This window comes from Nocardia sp. NPDC127606 (genome assembly GCF_042671725.1).
Taxonomy (GTDB): Bacteria; Actinomycetota; Actinomycetes; order Mycobacteriales; family Mycobacteriaceae; genus Nocardia.
In genome coordinates, this window is the sequence record NZ_JBHXWQ010000001.1 from 545240 (window position 1) to 564780 (window position 19541).

Genomic DNA, 19541 nt, shown 5'->3' on the forward strand with positions numbered 1-19541 from the left:
CCGTTTGCCCGGTACGATCGCGAAAATAGGGTTGCCTAACAAGAGGCTCAGTGTGCAGGGGTCGATAGGCTGCGGATTGCTTTGTGACCAGCCCTGCCTGGTGCTCCGCAGTGTTGCGGTGCCCGCCCTGCCCGAAGGAGTGCGATCCGTGACCGCGCCGGAGTTCCGCTATTCCGATCTGCTGCCCATCGGCGCCGACGAGACGCCCTACCGCCTGCTCACCACCGAGGGGGTCAGCACCTTCGAGCACAACGGGCGCACCTTCTTGCAGGTCGAGCCCGAGGCGCTGCGGCTGCTGACCGAGACGGCGATCCACGACATCAGCCACTACCTGCGCCCCGCGCACCTGCGGCAGCTGCGCAAGATCATCGACGACCCCGAGTCCTCGGGCAACGACCGCTTCGTCGCGCTCGACCTGCTCAAAAACCTCAACATCTCCGCCGGTGGCGTGCTGCCGATGTGTCAGGACACCGGCACCGCGATCGTGATGGGCAAGAAGAGCGAGGGTGTGCTCACCGGTGTCGACGACGCCGAATGGCTCAGCCGCGGCATCTTCGACGCCTACACCAAGCTGAACCTGCGCTACTCCCAGCTCGCCCCGATCACCATGTGGGACGAGAAGAACACCGGCACCAACCTGCCCGCCCAGATCGAGCTGTACTCGACCGAGGGCGACGCCGACAACCCGGTGTACAAGTTCCTGTTCATGGCCAAGGGCGGCGGTTCGGCCAACAAGTCGTTCCTGTACCAGGAGACCAAGGCCGTCCTGAACCCCGAGCGCATGCTCGAGTTCCTCGACGAGAAGATCCGCTCGCTCGGCACCGCGGCCTGCCCGCCGTACCACCTCGCGGTGGTCATCGGTGGCACCAGCGCCGAATTCGCTTTGAAGACAGCGAAATACGCATCCGCGCACTACCTCGACAATCTGCCCACCGAGGGCTCGATCACCGGTCACGCGTTCCGCGACGTCGAGCTCGAGGAAGAGGTCTTCCAGCTCACCCGTGAGTTCGGCATCGGCGCGCAGTTCGGCGGCAAGTACTTCTGCCACGACGTGCGCGTGGTCCGCCTGCCCCGCCACGGCGCCTCCTGCCCCGTCGCGATCGCCGTATCCTGCTCGGCCGACCGCCAGGCCCTGGCGAAGATCACCAAGGACGGCATCTTCCTGGAGCAGCTGGAAACCGAACCGGCCCAGTACCTTCCGGAGCAGACCGCCGACATCCTCGGCGGCGACGTGGTGAAGATCGACCTGAACCGCCCGATGGACGAGATCCGCGCCGAGTTGTCGAAATACCCGGTGAAGACACGTCTTTCGCTGACCGGCCCCCTGGTCGTTGCCCGTGACATCGCGCACGCCAAGATCAAGGAACGGCTCGACGCCGGCGAACCCATGCCGCAGTACCTGCGCGACATGGCCGTCTACTACGCCGGTCCGGCCAAGACCCCCGAGGGTTACGCGTCGGGCTCCTTCGGCCCCACGACCGCGGGTCGCATGGACTCCTACGTCGACCAGTTCCAGGCCGCGGGCGGCTCGATGGTGATGCTCGCCAAGGGCAACCGCTCGGCCCAGGTCACCAAGGCCTGCGACGAACACGGCGGCTTCTACCTCGGCTCCATCGGTGGCCCCGCCGCCCGCCTCGCCCTGGACTGCATCAAGAACGTCGAGGTCCTGGAATACGCCGAACTCGGCATGGAAGCCGTCTGGAAGATCGACGTCGAGGACTTCCCCGCGTTCATCGTCGTCGACGACAAGGGCAACGACTTCTTCGCCGAGACCTCCAAGCCGATCGCCCTGCGCGTGCGCACCCGCTCCAAGGAACGCGTGTAGTCATCCGGCTCCGATACCCCGGTGTCCGCTGCGGTGGGCGCCGGGGTTTTCGTCTGTCCGGCGGGCCCGGCGCCGACCGTCACCCCGGTGTAGTGTGACGCACGACATACGGTGTACAGGCCTGACAGGGGTGCGGATTGGCGAGCGGTGCAGTTCCCCGGGGGCGGGCGACGCGAAGCGCGAAGCTGGGGCAGTTCGCCGCCGGGCAGGCGATGCGGGAGGTCGGGCGTCGGCTGTCGATGATCGGGCGCACCGACGAGGCGCGGGAGGTGCTGGCCGAGCGGTCGGCGATGATGAAGGCGCAGCAGATCGTCGCGGTGCTGGGGAGCATGAAGGGCTCGGCGATGAAGCTCGGGCAGATGGGCTCGGTGCTCGACCTCGACTTCGTTCCCGAACCGCATCGCGAGCAGTTCCGGGCCCAGCTCGCGGCCCTGCAGGACCGGGCTCCCGCGATGCCGTTCTCGACGATGCGGCAGGTGATCGAGGACGATCTCGGCCCACTGGCGCGGACCTTCGCCGAGTTCGGTGAGACCTCGATCGCGGCGGCGTCGATCGGGCAGGTACACCGGGCGCGACTGCACGACGGACGCGTCGTCGCGGTCAAGGTGAAGTACCCCGGGGTGGAGCGGGCCGTCCACGCCGACATCAGCAATCTCGAGTTCCTCGGCAAGATGGCCAGAACGGTGCTGCCGAGCATGGCCGATACGGGTGTGCTGGAGGAGGTCGCCAGCAATCTGCGCAGCGAACTCGACTACGAGCGCGAGGCTCGGACCCAGCATCGGGTCGCGCAGCGCTATCGTGGCCATCCCTTCATCACCGTGCCCGACAGCATCGAGGAATTCTGCACGCACAATGTGCTGGTTACGGAATTCGTTGAAGGGCATCCCTTCTCGCACATCCAGACGCTGCCCGCCGCCGAGCGCGACCGGCTCGGCGAGCTGATCTACCGCTTCTACATCGCCGGCCTGTTCGCCGACAACGAGTTCTGCGGCGACCCACATCCGGGCAATGTGCTGTTGGCCGCCGACGGCAAGCTCGCTTTCGTCGACTTCGGCCTCTACAAGGAGATGGATCCGGCACACGTCGAGTTCGAGCGCTCGGTCCTGCGGGCCGCCGCGGAGGGCCGGGGCGACGATCTGTACGCCGCTTGGCTGGGCCGGGGGATCATCGACCCCGATTCCGAGGTCACCGTGGAGGAGAGTCTGGCCTACGTCTGGGCCGCCACCGGCTGGCACCTGCTCGATGAGGAAGTCACGATCACCCCCGAACTGGCCACCGGCGCACTACTTCTCGCCGTCGACCCGCGCGCGTCGGACTTCCAGGGCATGCACAAACAGCTGCTGCCGCCGGAGCACGTGTTCTCCCGCCGGGCCGACCTGTTCACCTTCGCCACCCTCGGTCAGCTGCGCGTCACCGCCAACTGGCATCAGCTCGCCCGCGAATGGCTCTACGACGAACCACCGCAGACCGAGATCGGCCGGGCGATCGAGCAGTGGCGCCGTGGTCTCGATGACCAGCCCGGTCGATAGAATCCGCCTATGAATACTGTGCTCGGCCGCGTGGCCGACCGGATCCTGGTGACCGTGACGGCCGCCGCGGCCGTGACCGCCGTCGGCATCGGCGCCGCCCAGGCCCAACCCGAGCCGCGCGAACAGTTCCAATCGGCGGCGGGCACCGAGGGCCTCGACCCGCCGCTCGCCGCCGCCTACACCCTTGCCGAACAGCAGGCGCACGCCGAGAACGTGCCGCTGTCGATCACCTCCGGCCATCGCACCTACGAGCAGCAGTTGTGGCTCTGGCAGGACGGCCTGGCCACCTACGGCAGCCCCGAGGAGGCGCGACGCTGGGTGCTGCCGCCGGAGGAATCCACCCATGTCTCCGGCCATGCCGTCGATGTGGGCCCGCAGGTGGGGGCGCAGTGGCTCGAGGACAACGGCAACCGGTGGGGACTGTGCCGGACCTTCGACAACGAGTGGTGGCATTTCGAGCTGGTGACCGCGCCCGGTGCGCCGTGCCCGCCGCGGGTGCCGGACGCGAGTCAACGCCAGAGCTGAACCCCGTCGTGGCAGTGCACCCGTGTGCACTGCCACGACGGCTCAGCGCAGCCCGGCGAAGAAGGTCCGGATGTCGGCGACGTGCGCGGTGGGTTCCTCCATCGCGACGAAATGGTTGCCCGGATTGCCCGACGGCCAGTGGGTGATCTTGTTGCCGCGGTCGGCCAGTGTGCGCATGAGCGGTGAACCGCCACCGTAGACGCCGGTCGGCACCAGGTTCTGATCGGTGGGCCAACCGAATCCGCCGCCGTCGCGCAGTCCGTCGTACATCGGCCAGGACGAGGTGCCGGTGGTCTGGGTGAACCAGTACAGGGCGATATTGGTCAGCAGGTGGTCGCGCTCGATCACGTCTTCGGCGCGGTCGGCCATGTAGGCGAACTCCTGGAACTTCTGCATCATCCACGCCAGCAGCGCGACCGGCGAATCGTTCCAGCCGAGGGCGAACGTTTGCGGCGCCGCCCGCAACAGGGCGTGGTGGTCGACGCCCCCGGTCATCCACTGCTGCATCTCCGCCCACTGCGCGCGATCCTCGGCCGACATCGCGGGCACGTCGGCCTCGGTCGGCATGCCGATCCCGCCGTCGAGATGCACGCCGATCACGTGTTCCGGTGCGGCGAGCGCCATTTCCGGCGCGACGTAGGCGCCGAGGTCGCCGCCCTGCGTGCCGTAGCGGTCGTAGCCGAGGCGGTCCATCAGGGTGGCCCACATCGCGGCGACCCGTGCGGTGGTCATTCCGGGTTCGCGCGGCGCCGCCGAGAAAGCGAAGCCGGGGACGGACGGGATCACCACGTCGAAGGCGAGTGCGGGGTCGAGGCCGTGGGCGCGCGGATCGGTGAGTGGGCCGATGGTGCGGGTGAACTCGACGAACGAGTTGGGCCAGCCGTGGGTCAGCAGCAGCGGCACCGCGTCGGGCTCGGGAGAGCGAACGTGCACGAAATGGACGTCGAGGCCGTCGATCTCGGTGATGAACTGGGGAAACGCGTTCAGCGCGGCTTCTTGCGCACGCCAATCGAATTCGTTCACCCAGTACCGGGCGAGCTCGCGCAGGTACTCGGCGGGGATGCCGCGTTCCCAGCCCTCGCCCGGCAGTTGAGCCGCCCAGCGCGCCCTGCTCAGCCGGTCGTGCAGATCGTCGAGGTCGGCCTGGGGGATGTCGATGCGGAACGGGCGGATGGTGGTCATCGGGACTCCTCGTTGTCGGTGTGATTCCGACGCTATCGGCCATCTAGGACAGTTCTGGTCCTAGATATGCGAGAGAATCGACAACATGACCGACACCGCCGCCCGCCTGCTCCGATTGCTCTCTTTGCTGCAGATGCCACGGGAGTGGCCGGGCAGTGAACTGGCCGACCGGCTCGGCGTCACCGATCGGACCGTGCGGCGCGACATCGACCGCCTGCGTGACCTGGGCTATCCGGTAGTCGCCGCGATGGGTGCGGCCGGCGGCTACCGGCTCACCGCGGGTTCGGCGCTCCCGCCGCTGATCCTCGACGCGGACGAGGCAGTCGCCGTCGCTGTGGGGCTGAGAGTCGCCGCGGGACAGGCGGTCGCGGGCATCGAGGACGCGTCGGTGCGAGCCTTGACCAAACTCGAGCAAGTCCTGCCCGCGACATTGCGCAGACGAGTGCGCGTGGTCGGCGCGGCGGTCACGGTCCGAGCGGGCGAGGGTCCCACCGTAGACCCGGAGGTCCTCACCACCCTCGCCGCCGCCGTCACCAACCGAGAACGCCTCCGCTTCACCTACCGCGACGCCACCGGCGCCGAGTCCCGCCGCCACACCGAACCCGCGGGCGTCGCCGCCGCAGGCCGCCGCTGGTACCTCGTCGCCTACGACCTCGACCGCGACGACTGGCGCAGCTTCCGCGCCGACCGCATCGAAATTCCCCACCCCACCGGCGCCCGCGTCACTCGCCGCGACCTCCCCGCCGCCGACCCGGCCGACTACGTCGCAGGCCGCCGAACCGACTGGGCCACACCCGAATACCACGTCGACGTCACGATCGACGCGCCGCAGGGCCGAATCGCAGGGCGCCTCGGCGAGCAACCGAGCACCCTGCGCTCCGACCGGGACACCACGTGCCGCCTCACCGCCACCCGAGACGACGACCCCACCTGGCTCGCCGCACAACTGACGTCCCTGGGAGTGCCGTTCCACGTCCACGATTCACCAGAGCTGACCGCGGCATTGCGTGCCCTCACGCATCGACTGCACGCCGCCCTGGGTGATTGAGCGACCGGTCGTGCTCGTTCGAGTGTCTCGGATCGTCACCGGCGAGGTTGCGGCTACCGGCCATTTGCCGCGTCTGGGCAGCGACCCGGCGGGGTTTGGACCCACCTGCATCCGGTTCGACAGCCCGATGCAGGTGGGGAGGACGATCAGGGGCGGGCGGCGACGGCCTCGACCTCGAAGAGGACGTCGGGTGTTGCCAGGCTCGCGACGCCGATGAGGGTTTGGGTGGGTGGGGTTGTGCCCCAGTTCGCTTGTACGGCACCGGCGATGGGGCCGAGTTTGCTGACGTCGTGATCGACGACGTAGGTCCGGAGTTGGACGACGTGGCGGAGGTCGAGGTCGTGGGCGGCCACGGCGGTGGCGATGTTGCGGAAGGTCTGGTTCACCTGCTCGGTGAAGTCGGGGGAGACGACCGCGCCGTCAGGTCGGGACCCGTACTGTCCGGAGACGAGAACCAGTTCGGTACCGGCGGGGATGACGGCGGTGTGGCTGTAGCCGAAGGGGGTCGGGTCGTGCAGGCCCTCGGGGTTGACGATGGTGTGGGGCGCCTGGTCGGTGTTTGTCATGGCTATGAACCTCCCAGGAATACACGACATCCTGTGTCGTGTATTCCTGGGATAGTTTTTGCGTATGCGAGCTGACCGGTTGGTCTCCCTGGTGCTGCTGTTGCGGCGGCACGGTCAGCTGTCGGCGGACACCCTGGCCCGCGAGTTGGAGGTGTCCACCCGGACCGTGCTGCGCGACATCGAGGCGCTGTCCACGGCGGGCGTTCCGGTCTATGCCGAACGGGGCAGGCACGGCGGGTTCGCGTTGCTGCCCGGGTTCCGGACCGAGCTGACCGGCCTGAACCACGAGGAGGCGCTCGCCTTGCTGATCGCCGGGTCACGGCGTGGCGCACAGGCATTCGGGCTCGGCTCCGCGCTCGCCTCGGCCATGCTCAAGGTGGTCGACGCGCTGCCGGAAAGCTATCGGGAGACCGCGAGCGACGCGGCCGAGCGATTGCTCATCGATCCCGAGACCGACCTGCTGTCGCGTCGGCTCGACGCCGAGGAACTGTCCGACACGATCCTCACCGAGGTCCGGCGCGCGGTGCTCGCCGGACACAAGCTGCGCATCCACTACGCAGCCGTCGACCAGAGCCCCGAGTGGCGCACGGTGGACCCGATCGGCTTGGTGACCGTCCGGGGCCAGGGCTACTTGCTCGCCACGAGATCCGGCGCGGACCGCACCTACCGGCTGTCGCGGGTCGTGGCCGCCGAGGAGCTGTCCGAACCGGCCCAGCGACCGGATCGGGTCGACCTGGACCAGGCCTGGCAGGAACGCAGCGCCCGGTTCCGCGACGGCGGCGACGTGGTCACCGTGCGGGTTCTGGTCGACCCGGTGCGGCGGGAGGAGTTGGTCGGCACCGCGCTGGCTGTCCACAGCGAGGAAGCGGACCACGACGGCCGACTGCGGCTGGAGGTCACCTTCCAGGATCGGAGACACGCCGAATGGGCAATGTGGCAGCTCGCCACGAGCGCGCAAGTACTGGACCCGCAGTGGCTGCGCACCACCTTGCGCGACCGCGCCGCCGCTATCGTCGCCCGCTATGGCCCCTCGTCCGAGTGACGGGTCGCGGGACAGACAGTGGGTCCGGTCACCGGCAATCGGCAGTTCAGCCGACCGATGCGGGTTCGCCGGGCATGCCCTCCAGCGTCAATCCGCCCTCGATGGTGTTGGGAACCCGGCGGCGGTTGGGGGAGCCCAGCGCCGTGGTGAGGTCGCCGCCGTCGTGTTCGGCGAGGAGCTCACCGCTGTCCCAGACCAGCAGGGTCGCGCTGACGGTGTTCTCGGCGGTGGAGTGGGCCAGGTCGTAGTGCGCGCAGCCGGGGACATGGGCGTAGGTGATCCACAGGTCGTAGCCGGTCATGAACAGGTCGAGATCGAATTGCACACTGAGACCGAGCAATTCGCTGCGCCCGTTGTCGTCCACACCGGCGAAGGCCTCGTCGAGCGCCAGCAGGCGAGGGGCCTGCGGGTCGGCGGAGTCGAGCATCACGTGGGCGGCGGCGAACAGAGGCAGGTGCAGGGAGACGGACTGCTCGCCACCGGACAGGGCGCTGTGACGGGCGACGGTGAGTTTGTCCTCGGTGCCGTCGCCGGAGATGAGCGTGAACGAGAACACGCGCCAGGTGCGGTAATCGAGGGTGGCGGCGAGGATCTCGGGGTAGGAACGTTCCGGGTGCGCGGTGCGGGCGGCGCGGATCTCGGCGGCGAAGTGGGCGCGCACCGAGCTGAGGTCTTCCTGGCTCAGGGCGGTGGTGTCGCGGTCGAGCAACTTGCACATGGAGCGCGCGGACTCCGACAGGCCGTCGGCGAGGATCCAGTGCACACCGATGGTGTTGCCCGATGACATCCGCCGCTGCTTCATCTCCGCACCCATGCGCGAGATGAGTTCGCGAGCGTCGGTGGTGCGTTCGTGGATCTGCTGGGCCAGACCGGTGAGCAGCGCGTCCTCGAGGATGCGTCGCTCGGCATCGGTGAGCAGCAGTTCCTGGTCGCGGCGGGCGGCGTCGATGCGGGCGGCGAAGTCGGCGAGTGCGGCCTGGCCGTTCTCGTCGTGGACGGCGACGACGGTGAGTCCGTCGGCGGCGTCCCAGTTCAGCCGGTAGTCACGGCCGGACGCGGTGAGCGCGGCGTCGAATTCCTGGAGAGCGGTGGTGACCGCGGACCGGGTGGACTTGCGGCCCGCCTCGGTGGCACGGACCTGGCTGGTGGCGGTGTCGAGGTCGGCGAACAACGCGGCCACCTCGTCGGGCAGCACCACCGGTTCGGATTCGGGCCCCGCGGCCACGATGCGGTACTGCAGTTGCTCCGGGGTGGACCACGCGGCATCGCTACTGGGCCAACGGTGTTCCACCGAGGCGCCGAGCAGACTCAACAGGTCGGGTCGGGCGTACGGCGCCAGCGAACGCACCTCGGCCAGCACCTCGGTGAGCGCGGTGGCGAGCGCTTCGTTGGCGGTGCGATAGGCCGCCTCGGCATCGCCGACCGCCTCGATCGCGGCATTGGCGGCCTTGCGTGCGGCCCGCTGCTCCGCCTTGGCCGCCTCGATGGCGCCGCGGGCCAGGTCGAGATCGCGGTCGATGTCGGCGGCACTGGCGCCCAACGCTTCGCGCAGCGTTTCGAGTTTGCGCTGCTGCTCGGTATAGCCCAGTCGGGCAGCCTCGGCCTCTTCGGCGAACGCCTCGGCCAGTGCCCGCGCCTCGTCGTGCCGATCGGCGCCCTCGCGCTCGCGTTCGCGCTCCCGCTCGTGTTCGGCGCGCAGGCGGAGCAGACCCGTACCGGTGTTCTCGAAATGGCGGATCGCGGCGGCCAGCGCGTCGAGTTCGCGTGCCTCGCGCGGGGTTCGGTGCGCCTGGGCGGCGGCGCGCACCTTCTTGTCCAGGGTCGCGACGTCGGCGACGGCCTGGTCGAGTTCGCGCTCGGACTGGGTGGCGGCCTCCACCCGCGACCGCATCAGACCGGCGGCCTCGGACACGGAGCGCAGGGCAGATGTCACCGCCGACGGGCGCGGCAGTGCCTTGGCGCCGGCCGACAGCGTGGCCAATTCGGCAGTGGCGGAACCGTCTTCGTCCCTCGCCGCCTCGTGCTCGGCAGCGGCGGCCTCGATCGCCGCCTCGATCTCGGCGAGCCGGGATTCGCGCCTGCGCGCTCGCGCGGTGGTCCCGATGAACTCGGCTTCGGGCTTGCGGTGGTGGCCGACAAGAACGCCCTGCCGGAAAGTTCCGGCGAGGCCGACCGCGACCTGCGGCGCGGCGGCAGTGGTCAGCGCGCTGAGGGTGGCGCCGGTGACCAGCCCAGTGGCATCGCCGGACACGGATCGGTCTGCGTCCGGGGTCGCCGTGTCATCGGTCGTCGTACGCGGCTGTGCGGACGTGTCGTGGAGGGCGATGGAGGCCAGCACCGCGGCAACGGTCTCGGTAGGCACGGTGAGATCAGCCGAATCGTCTTCGACGACAAGGACATCGGCGAGAGTGCGGCCGGACGGGCGCTGATCGACCGGCAGGGGGAGCAGGAAGTGGTCGGAGTAGATGCCGGCGGGCAGAGTCGGGCCGCAGATCCAGCTGTCGAGGAGACCGCTGGACTGCAGTGCCGCCTCGATACCGGCCGCGTCCTGCGGGGACACCGAGTCGGCGAACCGCACCAGTTGCCACAGCGGCGCACCCGGAAGTCCTTCACGGACACCGGTTCTGGCGGGATGTGCCGGGGGAGCATCGTCACGCTGGGCGGCGATCTGTGCACGCTCGGCGACCAGGGCGTCGCGGCGCTCGGCAGCGGCGGCGGCACGCGAGCGCGCCTCCTGGCGGCGGGTGCGGATCTGCTCCTGCAGCGGCTCGCACCACTCGGCCAAAACCTCGGAGGCGGAGGGAATGTCCTCCACGCCCGCGCCGGCCATGGCAGCGTCGAGCGCTGCGAACAAGCCGACGGTGGTGTCGGATGCCACCTTTCGTGCACGGTCGGGATGCGCGTCCGGGTGGTCACCGTGCGCCCCCGGTTCGGCGACGGCCCCGAAGATCTCGCTGTGCGCGTTCCACCAGGTGCGCAGGGCGGCGGCGGATTCGCTGCGGGCCAGGGCGACCGCGGCTTCGGCGTGGGCGACTTCGGCGGCGGCCGAGTCGCGCAGTTCGATGGCGCGTTCGGCCAGTCGTTCGGAGCGGGTGCGGTCGGCGGCGGCGGTTTCCCACTTGCCCACTGCTTGTCGCACGGCACGGACGTCGGCGTCACGTTCCTCCGCGTGGCCGCGCACCGCCGCGGTGAACTGGTCACCGCGGCCCTCGGCGCTCGGCGGGGTCCATTCGATGCCCGCCTCTTCGGCGGCGGCACGGACCGCGTCTTCGCCGCGGACGAGGGCGGCGGCCGCTGTGCGGACCGCTTCGGTGGCGCGGGAGGCTTCTTCGGCGCGGCGTTGCAGCGTGTGCGAGGCTTCGGCGGCCTTGTCGCGGTGGGCCGCGGCGGAGGTTTCGAGGCGGCGGACAGCGTCGGCCAGGTCGTCGAGTTGCTGTTTGCCCTCGTAAGCGCTGGAGCGCTGGAGGTTCTCGCGGTCGGCGATGGCCTGTTCGTAGGCCTGGTCGGCGTTTTCGGCCCTGGTCTCGGCTTCGGTGCGGTCGGTTTCGCGGCGGGTGCGCAGGGCGGTCGCGGCGAAGAGCGCGGTGGAGGCGTTGGTGACGGCGTCGAGCCGAGTGCGGAGCTGGTCGACGTCCGTTTTCGCCTGTACCGCAAGGTATTTGCGGTACACGTCGACGAATCGGCGGGTGGCGGTGTCGGCTTGGACGAGCCCGTCGAGGGTGCGGCCGACCTCCTCCATATCGCTGAACGAGCGTGCGGCGTCGAGGATCAACTGCTCGTCGAGGGGACGAAGACCGTCGGTGAGTGCCTGGGAGAGGCCGCGCGGGTCGAGGTTCTTGGCGAGCTGGGGCCTGCGCAGGGTGAGGATCAGATTGATCAGCTGGTCGTAGCGCTGCACCCCGAGCCCGAACATGCGCGCGTCGATCGCCGCCCGGTACTCCACGGGCCGGTCCACGATGGCGTCGCTGCCGATCTGCTCGGCCAACTGCTTGCGGGTGAGCGGGCGGTCGTCGGGACCGATGAGGGAGAAGTCGACCCCGGCGCGGCCGTCGGCGACGAAGTACCAGCGGGTCACCTTGTCGGAGGAGCGGGTGGCGCGCATGCCGATGCCGACGGTGACGGTCTCCGGGTCGTCCCAGCTGCCGCGCGCGAACTCCATCCACACGTACGAGTAGGCCGATTCCTGCTTGCGATAGAGCAGATTCGACTTCATGGTGCGTTCTTCACCGGCGAACGGGTTCAGCCTGCGCGGTTCGATCCGCCCGTCCAGCACGAACGGGAACAGCACTTCCAGGGCCTTGGTCTTGCCGGAGCCGTTGGGCCCGCGCAGCACCAGGCGCCCGTCGGCGAAACTGAACTCCTGGTCGCGGTAGTCCCACAGGTTGACGATGCCGGCACGGGTCGGGACGAACCGCACTCCGCCGTGGATGAGTGACATGCTCAGACCCCTCCCTCTCCGGTGCTGCCGTCGGTATCGGCGGCGGTGACGAACAATTCCTCGGTCTTGCGCACGCGCACGGTGACCACCGCGCCGCGATATCTGGCCAGCGCGGGCAGGACCAGCAGCCCGTCCTCGACCGGCCGGATCAGCCGCAGCTTGGTGAGCAGCGCGAGTACCTCGGTGGTGAGCCCGCCGACATCGGCCTGCCACTGGGCGGCGAAGGTCGCGCCGTAGCGGTCGGTGAGTGCGGTGACCGTTGTCCGCACCCAGGTGTGGTCCAGGAACGGGTAGGTGACCGGTTCGCTGGTCTCGTCCTCGTCGTCGACGAAAGCTGTGGTGGCAGTGACGGTTTCGATGTTGTCGGCGAGTGGTGCGAACACGCCGGCCGTCGGGATGGACGCGTCGAGCTGGTCGAGCAGCGCGTCATCGGCGGTGAGCGCGCCGGGCCGCCGGGGGATCGGGTTGTCGATGTCGAGCACCACGTCCGCGATCTCGCCGATCAGCAACAGCGCCACCTGTGCCAGGGTCCCGGTGCCGGGAAAGCGGGTGTCGGACAGCCGACCCGAGGTGTCGATCAACGCGACCCCCTCGGCCCGGCGCTCGACTCGCAAGCCGGTGCAGTACTCGACCTCGCCGATCAGCCGGTCCTGGCCCAGCAGCGTTCGCTCGGCTGGCGACAGCTCGTCGAGATAGACGACCGGGCGCTCCACCAGCGCCCGGCGAACCCGGCGGGCCTGATCCGGCGGTGCCTGTTCGGCGTCCTCGGCCAGCAGACCGCGCACGCTGTGCAGGTGTTGCAGCGCTCGCGGGGGCCGGAACAGCGCGAACACCACCGGCCGGTCGATGTCGTAGAGCGCCTCGCCCGCCTCCGGGTCGCTGGCCCAGCCGCCCGCGTCACCGTCGGCCAGGGTCAGCGCACCCCGCGCGCCCAGCCAGCCGACGGCATCGACGAACGCGTCGCGATCGGCGGCCCGCTCGGTCGACAGGTCGAGGCCCTCGATCCGGCTCGCGTAATCGGCGACGTGCTCGGCCAATTCCGACAAGGTGATCTGGTCGCCGGCCCGGCCGAGCGCGGCGAGCGCCAGCGACAGATAGGCGTAGCGGCGGCGGTCGAAGACGCGATCGTTGACGCTGCGAGCGGGCCGGGCGTCGTCGAGCCGGTCGTGCACCGGGTACAGCCGGGCCGTGGTCTCGGTGACCTCCAAGCGGTAACCGAACAACTCGGCCAGATCCTCGCGCAATTCCGTCGCCCACCGCCGGATCAACGGCAGCGCGATCCGGTCGGGGTACACCCGGGTGACCAGGTGATTGGCCAGCATCACTCGCGCCGCTCGCTGATAACTGTCGAGGGCGAGCGCATCGATCCGCTGTCGCTTCATTGTTTCGCCCCTCGTGCCGACGTCGGTCGTGCCGACCGGAGTCGCACCGAGCGGTGGACGCCGGAATCGAGCGAGTCGATGCGCAGTGTCATCGCGAAACCCCGCGTCGGCTCGACTCGCGTACTTCGAGGCGACGGTTGTTCAGATGGAGCAGCCCGGCCGCGGTGCGGATGACCGTCGACCCATCGCAGGGGCGCACCGTCAACGTGACACCGTTGTCGGAACCTGTTGTGCCGTCGACCTTTCCGCTCACCGGAACCCATGCAGTCGAGGCGGCGTCGATCAGGCGCAACAGCACCTCGGTCTCACGCTGATCGAGCACGCGTTCGTGCACATTGCCCTGGGACAGCGAGGCGGCGGCCGCGGCCCGTTCGCGCTGTGCCGCCAGTTGGGCCTCCCGCAGCCGACGCACGCCAGCGTCGTTGCGTGCGATCCGGGCCGGGGCGCCCGCCGTGGGTGCGCGACCGGTTTCGGCGAGCGTGCGCGAGATCTCCAAAGGCGGTGCTTCCCACCAGGATCGGCTGGTGGGGATCAGCTCCGCGTCGGGATGTTCGAGCGACAGATGGCGCGGCCTGCCCAGCCCGAACACCGCGTCGTAGAGCGCGTGCGCACTGCCCGCGCTGGGGGTGGCGACGAACCATTCGGCCAGGTGACGCAACGCCGATTCCCGGCTGACGCCGCCGCGGCGGGTCTCGGTGACCCGGCGCAACAGCGACAGCACCGCCGCGATCGCGCTCATCGTCGCCTCGCGGAGCCGATCGGCCTCACAGGTTTCCGACGACTCGGTGCCCGCGGCGACGAACCAGGTGCGCAACCCGTCCCAGCGGGAACGCCAATCCGCCTCGCGCTCGGCGAAACTCAGCAACACCCGCTCGTCGCACCCGGCCGCGCGACCGATCAACTGCTCGACCCCGGTCTCCTCGACGTCGCCGATCGCCGCCGCCAGCCGCGGGGCGAACCGAGCCAGATCCATGCTGAACTCGCGCATGTGCGCCAGCAACGCGTCCTTGTGCGCGAGGAAGGATTCCGGCGTGATCTCGGTGGTGCGCACCAGATCGCCCAGTGACAGGTAGAAATGCGCGGCGCGCGCGGCCATGTCGGTGAGCGCGGCGTCGAGCCTGCGCAAGGTGGTGTAGACCCGCTCGGCATCGCCGTCGCGGTTGGCGGCGGAGAGGGTGTGCAGGTCGGCGAGCAGCTCGGGCAGCACCAGCCGCGACAGTGACGCGTCCTCCATCCGGGCCGCGAGCACCCCGGCCACCGCCCGGTAGGCCTGGAACCCGGCCTGCGCGAACTGGTAGACGTAGTGCCGGTTGCGGTACTCGGCCAGGGTGGCCGCGCGGGTGCCGTCGTAGCTGCGTTCGAGCACACCCCAGCGATGCAGCTGCTCGAGCAGGGGACCGATCTCGACCGCGGGCAGTGGGACGCCCGCGGCCGCCTCGGCCCGACCGCCCGCCTCGGCTCTCGCTATCCACTCGGCGACGTCGTCGGCGTGCAACAACACCACGTAGGCGGCACGAGCGCTGTCGAAGGCGCGCAGCACCCGCAGGTAGTCGGCGCGCTTCTCGGCGGTCGCGAACGAGAACAACCGCAGACGCTCGTCCCACAGGGCGGGTACGGCGCTGGGCAGGCCGTCGGCGGAGTCGGTCACCGTAGACAGGTTAGTGGTGGCCTTCCCGTGCTCCGCCGGACCCGTCCCCGATCGGCGTGGCATCGCCGCGCGAGCTCACCCGACATTGAGCGATCGCAGCTGCTCGAGGAACGTTTGGGTGCGATGATCTCCTGGGTATCGTTCGATGATCTCCCTGGCCGCCTCGCCCGCGATCCAGGCCAGCGACGGCAGCGACTTGCGCCCCGCGGAGAACGCCGCGACACCCTCCTCGACCGCGCGCTCGAGATCGCGATCGCGCACGGCCACGACAGCCAGGGTGAGCCGCGCCTCCGAGACCCGCATGGGATTGCGGACCGAACCGTCAGGTCGGGTCGAATCGCTGATCACCTGCTGGGCGTAGCGCTCGGCCAGTCGATCCTGGCCCGCCACCCGGCAGCAGTCCATCGCGTAGAAGTCGAATTTCGTGGCGTCGACGACGAAGTGGTTGTCCAGATCGGCCGGATGACCCATCCGCGACAGGATCGCCCTGCCCTCGTCGAGGGCGGTCTGCACATTGCGGCGATCACCGAGCCGGGCCCAGCCCTTGGCGCGCTGCGCCGCCAACTGCACCCCCACACTCGACGACGTGGTACCCGCCATCGCCTTCTCCGAGACATCGATCGCGCCACGGAAGTTGCCCTGCGTCAACGCGAACCACGCCGACATCTCCGCGGCCCACCCGACGATCTCGGTATTGCCTGCCTCGCGGCCCAGCGAATCGGCGGCCCGGCGGGTGGCTTCGGCGCCACCCCGGCGGCCGAGATCGTAGTCGACGCAACCGACCAGCAACGCGACCCAGCCTGCCAGGACGAGGATTTCCCGATGCTGGCTCAGCGTCAGTCTGCCGTCGAGCAGAGAGGTGATCCGGCGCAGCCACGCGGTCCCCTCGGTGTGCAGTGCGTAGGGGTCGGCGTAGGCGTATTCGCAGCACAGTCTTTCGGCGGTGATCCGCACCGCGTCCAGGGTGGCGCTGTTGACGTCGGACATTCTGAGTCGTCCGATGAACTCCAGTGTGTCCATACCGGTTGCCGATAACAGCTCGTCATCCCGGTTGGGACGGGACTTCGGGAAGAACGCGGCGGGGACGGTGTCGAACGCGGCCGCGATGATCGGCGCGTAGAACTCGTCAGGTCGCGATTCCCCGGATTCCCAGCGGCGCCAGTTGCGCAGCAGGGTACTGTCCGTCGGCAGGTTGTGGGAGGACTTGGCACGCATCGCGCGAACGGCATCGGCTTGCGACCACCCCCTCGCGTCACGTTCCGAGCGCATCCGAACAGCCCAGACGGGTCGATCATCAGTTGCGGTCACGGCGGTAGTATTCCACCAGTTAACGTTCGGCGTCCCGGATAGGGCATGTAGATGTCATCGGATTGACATCTGCTGCCGGAGGCCATGATTGTTCATGATGTAAGCAGGTGCTCGGCTCGACAACCGGATGCCGGCTCTGCAGGAGAGCTTGCAGGGCAACGCAGTACCCCCGCGTGGCGCGCCGCGCGACGCGGGGGGATCGGTACACAACAAGTCCGACAACAGAACAGCGATCCCAATCCAACGGAGGTTCGGGTGGAAGCGTTGATCTATGGATACTTGCGGGACGATCTGGCTGATGGTCAGAGCGACCAATTGGAGGATGCGCTACGCAGCCTCGCGCGGACCGCGGGCATGTGTTTCGCCGCGACGTTCCACGAAGCACCCGCGGGTGACGGTGCGGCGTTCGCCGAACTCACCCAGGAATTGAAGCGGGCCGACGCGCACCACGTGGTGGTGCCGTCACTCGATCACCTTACCGGCCAGACGATTCCGCGTGACCTGCTGATCGCGAAGCTGGCGCACGAGGCGGCCGCTCAAGTGCTGACCCTGGAGCGTTAGCCATGGGATCCGATGCCTGCACCGATCCACCATCTCGGTAGCCGCCGCTCCGGCGGCCAGGCAGGCCACCAGTGCGAGCAATCGCTGGTCGCCGAACACCGGGTACACCTGCCAGTGCAGCAGATACGCGAACAACGAGCTGTCGGCCACCGCCACCGCCACCACGGCGACGACGGCGGGCACGCGCAGCGCGGGCAGCCAGATCAAGATCAGAATGCCTGCCATGACAAGGCGTTCCCGCTCGGTGACGCCGAAATATCCGGGCACACAAGCCAGCAGCACGGCGCTGACGATCAGCCGCTGCCGGACCGCCGTCGCCTTCGCTCCGGCCCAGCCGAGAACGAAGTACCAACAGGCCAGCGGTGACAACGCGATATCGCGTTCGGGATAGAGCCCGAACGAATGCCAGCGCAAGACCAGGGTGAGTCCGAGCAGGCCGAGGGCGAACCAGAACGGTGCCCGCCGCTCCCACCTGTCGATCCGGGGGATCCGGATCAGCAGCGCGCAGGCCACGGTGCAGTACACGAGTACTTCCAGGAACCACAGATGTCCCGCCGTGTCATTGCGGGGGCCGAGAATCTTGTTGAGCAGCACTACGTTCTGCCAGCCGTAATAGCCGGGCTGCCAGGCCATCGTGATCAGGACCCAGAGTGCGGTCGGCACCGCGATCATCGCCACGGCCCGCCCGGTGAGTCGCAGTCGCCGGGCGCGTGGGGCCGAACTCACCGCGAACCGGGCGAAGTTGTAGCCCGCCACGGCGAGCAGCACATGCGCGGCGCCCCAGAGTTCGAACAGCTGGATGTGCGAGCCGAGGATCAGCACGATGCCGATCGCGCGCAATGCCGTCGAGGAGTCGAGGGCCCGGCCGAAGCGGGGGCGGGTGCGCGGCGATCGTCCCAGGTCGGCGATCGAGCGCTGTGGCCAGTCGGTGGGCAGTGTGCCGAGCACACGCTCCAGGCGTGCCGCCACGGTGACGTAACTCAGCGAACTGCCACCCAGGTCCGCGAAACTGTGTGCGGGCGAGATCGTCTCGAGCGGCAGGCCGAGGGCGTCGGCGTAGATCGCGCCGACATCGTCGCCCGGGCTCGCCGGTGTCATCGCGAGCGCGCGCACCGCCGGATAGTCGATTTTGCCGGTGGCCAGCCGAGGCAGTTCGTCGACGACGGTCACGCTGATCGCGGTGGCGGGCAGCCCCGACACCTCGGTGATCAGTCGCGCGGCCGCCACACCGTGCACTCGACGCGAGGTCGCGGACGCTGCCGGGCGGGGGAGTATCGCCGCGATCACCCGACTACCGTCGTCGGTGCAGGCGGCGACGAAACCGGCTACGGCCAGCTCTGATTCGACGCGGCCCAGATCGATGCGCAGACCGAACAGCTTGGCGAAGCGACTGCGCCTGCCGACGACCTGGAACAGCCCGTCGGGGGTGCGCCGGGCCAGATCGCCGGTGCGCAGCGCGTCGACCGTGCGGCCCAGTGCCAGGTCGGCCGAGCAGCGGGCATAGCCGAGCATCACGTTCGGGCCGTGGTAGACGAGTTCCTCGGCGGCGCCGTCGTCGACCGGTGCCAAGGTGAAATGCCCGCCCGGGACCGGGATTCCGATGCAATCGGGGTGCTCGTCCGCCGATTCCGGTGGGAGATACGCCATTCGAGCGGTGGCCTCGGTCTGGCCGTACATCACGAAGAACCGCCAGCCCGCGCTCGCGCCGAGCCGCGCGTAGGTCCGCACCCTGGCCGGTTCGAGCCTGCCGCCCGCCTGGGTCACGTACCGCAGATCAGGCAGGGACATCCGCGCGAACCCGATCCGGTCCAGGAGATCGACGGTGTAGGGCACGGTGGCGAACGAGGTGGCCCGGTGCGCGCGGAACTCGTCCCAGAACTCCGGCTCGAGCACGGAGCGCTCGGTGAGCAGCAGGCTCGCACCGCGCAACAGATGACTGTGGACCACCGACAGGCCGTAGCAGTAGAACAGCGGCAGGGTCGTCGCCGCGCGGTCGTCCGGGCCGATCGCGAGGTACTCGGCGATGGATTCGGCGTTGGCGATCAGATTGTGCGCCGACAGCCGCACCAGCTTCGGCGACCCGGTCGACCCGGAGGTGCTGAGCAACAGCGCCAACTCCGGATGCAGCCGGTGCGCCGACCGCGCGCGATTGGCGATGACGCGACCGCGGTCGATGATCACATCCGGGTCGTAGGTCGCGGCCAGCTCGCCGGTGAGCTCGCCGGTGAGCAACACCGCGCACCCCGCGTCGAGTGCACCGAGGTAGGCGACGAGGGAGTCGAGGTCGTTGCCCGCGGTGAGGGCGACGAGCCGCCGGACCGGTCCCAGCCCGGCCGAGAACTGCGCCACACGGTCGGCGAGCTGGGCGTAGGTCACCGATGTCATGGTGTCGGCGGATGCGGGTCCGGCCGGGTGCAGCACCGCGACGCGGTCGTCGAAACCACGCAGATGGGCGACGATCGGCAGGGTCGGCACGCGCAGAAGTCT

General features: G+C 69.3%; 13 protein-coding genes. 6 read left to right on the forward strand and 7 right to left on the reverse strand.

Going from position 1 to position 19541, the window contains the following annotated elements:
• Positions 1-148: 148 nt before the first annotated feature.
• The 3 genes from ACFVJ5_RS02585 to ACFVJ5_RS02595 all read left to right on the forward strand — a co-directional run bounded on the left by ACFVJ5_RS02585 (position 149) and on the right by ACFVJ5_RS02595 (position 3879).
• A complete protein-coding gene (locus ACFVJ5_RS02585) occupies positions 149-1825 on the forward strand; it encodes a fumarate hydratase (RefSeq protein ID WP_379218153.1) in 1677 nt (558 codons plus the stop codon).
• A gap of 137 nt (positions 1826-1962) precedes the next feature.
• Positions 1963-3354, forward strand: a complete 1392-nt coding sequence (locus tag ACFVJ5_RS02590; RefSeq protein WP_379218154.1) for an ABC1 kinase family protein — start codon at positions 1963-1965, stop codon at positions 3352-3354.
• 9 nt (positions 3355-3363) lie between these two features.
• On the forward strand, positions 3364-3879 hold the full coding sequence (locus ACFVJ5_RS02595) for a M15 family metallopeptidase (RefSeq protein ID WP_379218155.1): 516 nt from the start codon (positions 3364-3366) through the stop codon (positions 3877-3879).
• Between the two features lie 42 nt (positions 3880-3921).
• Here the strand turns inward: ACFVJ5_RS02595 and ACFVJ5_RS02600 are convergent, their stop codons facing one another.
• On the reverse strand, positions 3922-5061 hold the full coding sequence (locus tag ACFVJ5_RS02600) for an epoxide hydrolase family protein (protein ID WP_379218156.1): 1140 nt from the start codon (positions 5059-5061) through the stop codon (positions 3922-3924).
• Positions 5062-5146: 85 nt separating this feature from the next.
• On the opposite strand from ACFVJ5_RS02600, the gene ACFVJ5_RS02605 reads away from it, so the two are divergent.
• The gene (locus ACFVJ5_RS02605; protein ID WP_379218157.1) at positions 5147-6109 is read left to right on the forward strand and encodes a helix-turn-helix transcriptional regulator; all 963 of its coding nucleotides are present in this window, start codon (positions 5147-5149) and stop codon (positions 6107-6109) included.
• A 146-nt stretch (positions 6110-6255) separates the two neighbouring features.
• On the opposite strand, the gene ACFVJ5_RS02610 is transcribed toward ACFVJ5_RS02605, so the two are convergent.
• Complete coding sequence (locus ACFVJ5_RS02610) at positions 6256-6675, reverse strand: RidA family protein (protein ID WP_379218158.1); 420 nt, start codon at positions 6673-6675, stop codon at positions 6256-6258.
• 64 nt (positions 6676-6739) lie between these two features.
• On the opposite strand from ACFVJ5_RS02610, the gene ACFVJ5_RS02615 reads away from it, so the two are divergent.
• Positions 6740-7717 (forward strand): helix-turn-helix transcriptional regulator, encoded by a 978-nt coding sequence (locus tag ACFVJ5_RS02615; RefSeq protein ID WP_379218159.1) that lies wholly within the window; start codon positions 6740-6742, stop codon positions 7715-7717.
• Between the two features lie 46 nt (positions 7718-7763).
• On the opposite strand, the gene ACFVJ5_RS02620 is transcribed toward ACFVJ5_RS02615, so the two are convergent.
• From ACFVJ5_RS02620 to ACFVJ5_RS02635, 4 genes are all read right to left on the reverse strand, one after another.
• Complete coding sequence (locus ACFVJ5_RS02620) at positions 7764-12155, reverse strand: SbcC/MukB-like Walker B domain-containing protein (RefSeq protein WP_379218160.1); 4392 nt, start codon at positions 12153-12155, stop codon at positions 7764-7766.
• 2 nt (positions 12156-12157) lie between these two features.
• Positions 12158-13537, reverse strand: coding sequence for a TIGR02678 family protein (locus ACFVJ5_RS02625; RefSeq protein ID WP_379218161.1), 1380 nt, complete (start codon positions 13535-13537; stop codon positions 12158-12160).
• An 88-nt stretch (positions 13538-13625) separates the two neighbouring features.
• On the reverse strand, positions 13626-15128 hold the full coding sequence (locus ACFVJ5_RS02630) for a TIGR02677 family protein (protein WP_379219751.1): 1503 nt from the start codon (positions 15126-15128) through the stop codon (positions 13626-13628).
• Positions 15129-15260: 132 nt separating this feature from the next.
• Positions 15261-16400 carry an XRE family transcriptional regulator gene (locus ACFVJ5_RS02635; RefSeq protein WP_379218162.1) on the reverse strand — a complete coding sequence of 380 codons (1140 nt, stop codon included), beginning with the start codon at positions 16398-16400 and terminating at the stop codon, positions 15261-15263.
• Between the two features lie 348 nt (positions 16401-16748).
• Between ACFVJ5_RS02635 and ACFVJ5_RS02640 the strand changes: the two genes are divergently transcribed.
• Entirely contained in the window at positions 16749-17054 is a 306-nt protein-coding gene (locus ACFVJ5_RS02640; RefSeq protein WP_301901081.1) for a hypothetical protein, read from the forward strand.
• Here ACFVJ5_RS02640 and ACFVJ5_RS02645 read toward each other — a convergent pair.
• On the reverse strand, positions 16956-19529 hold the full coding sequence (locus ACFVJ5_RS02645; RefSeq protein ID WP_379218163.1) for an AMP-binding protein: 2574 nt from the start codon (positions 19527-19529) through the stop codon (positions 16956-16958). The genes ACFVJ5_RS02640 and ACFVJ5_RS02645 overlap by 99 nt on opposite strands.
• Between the last annotated feature and the right edge of the window lie 12 nt (positions 19530-19541).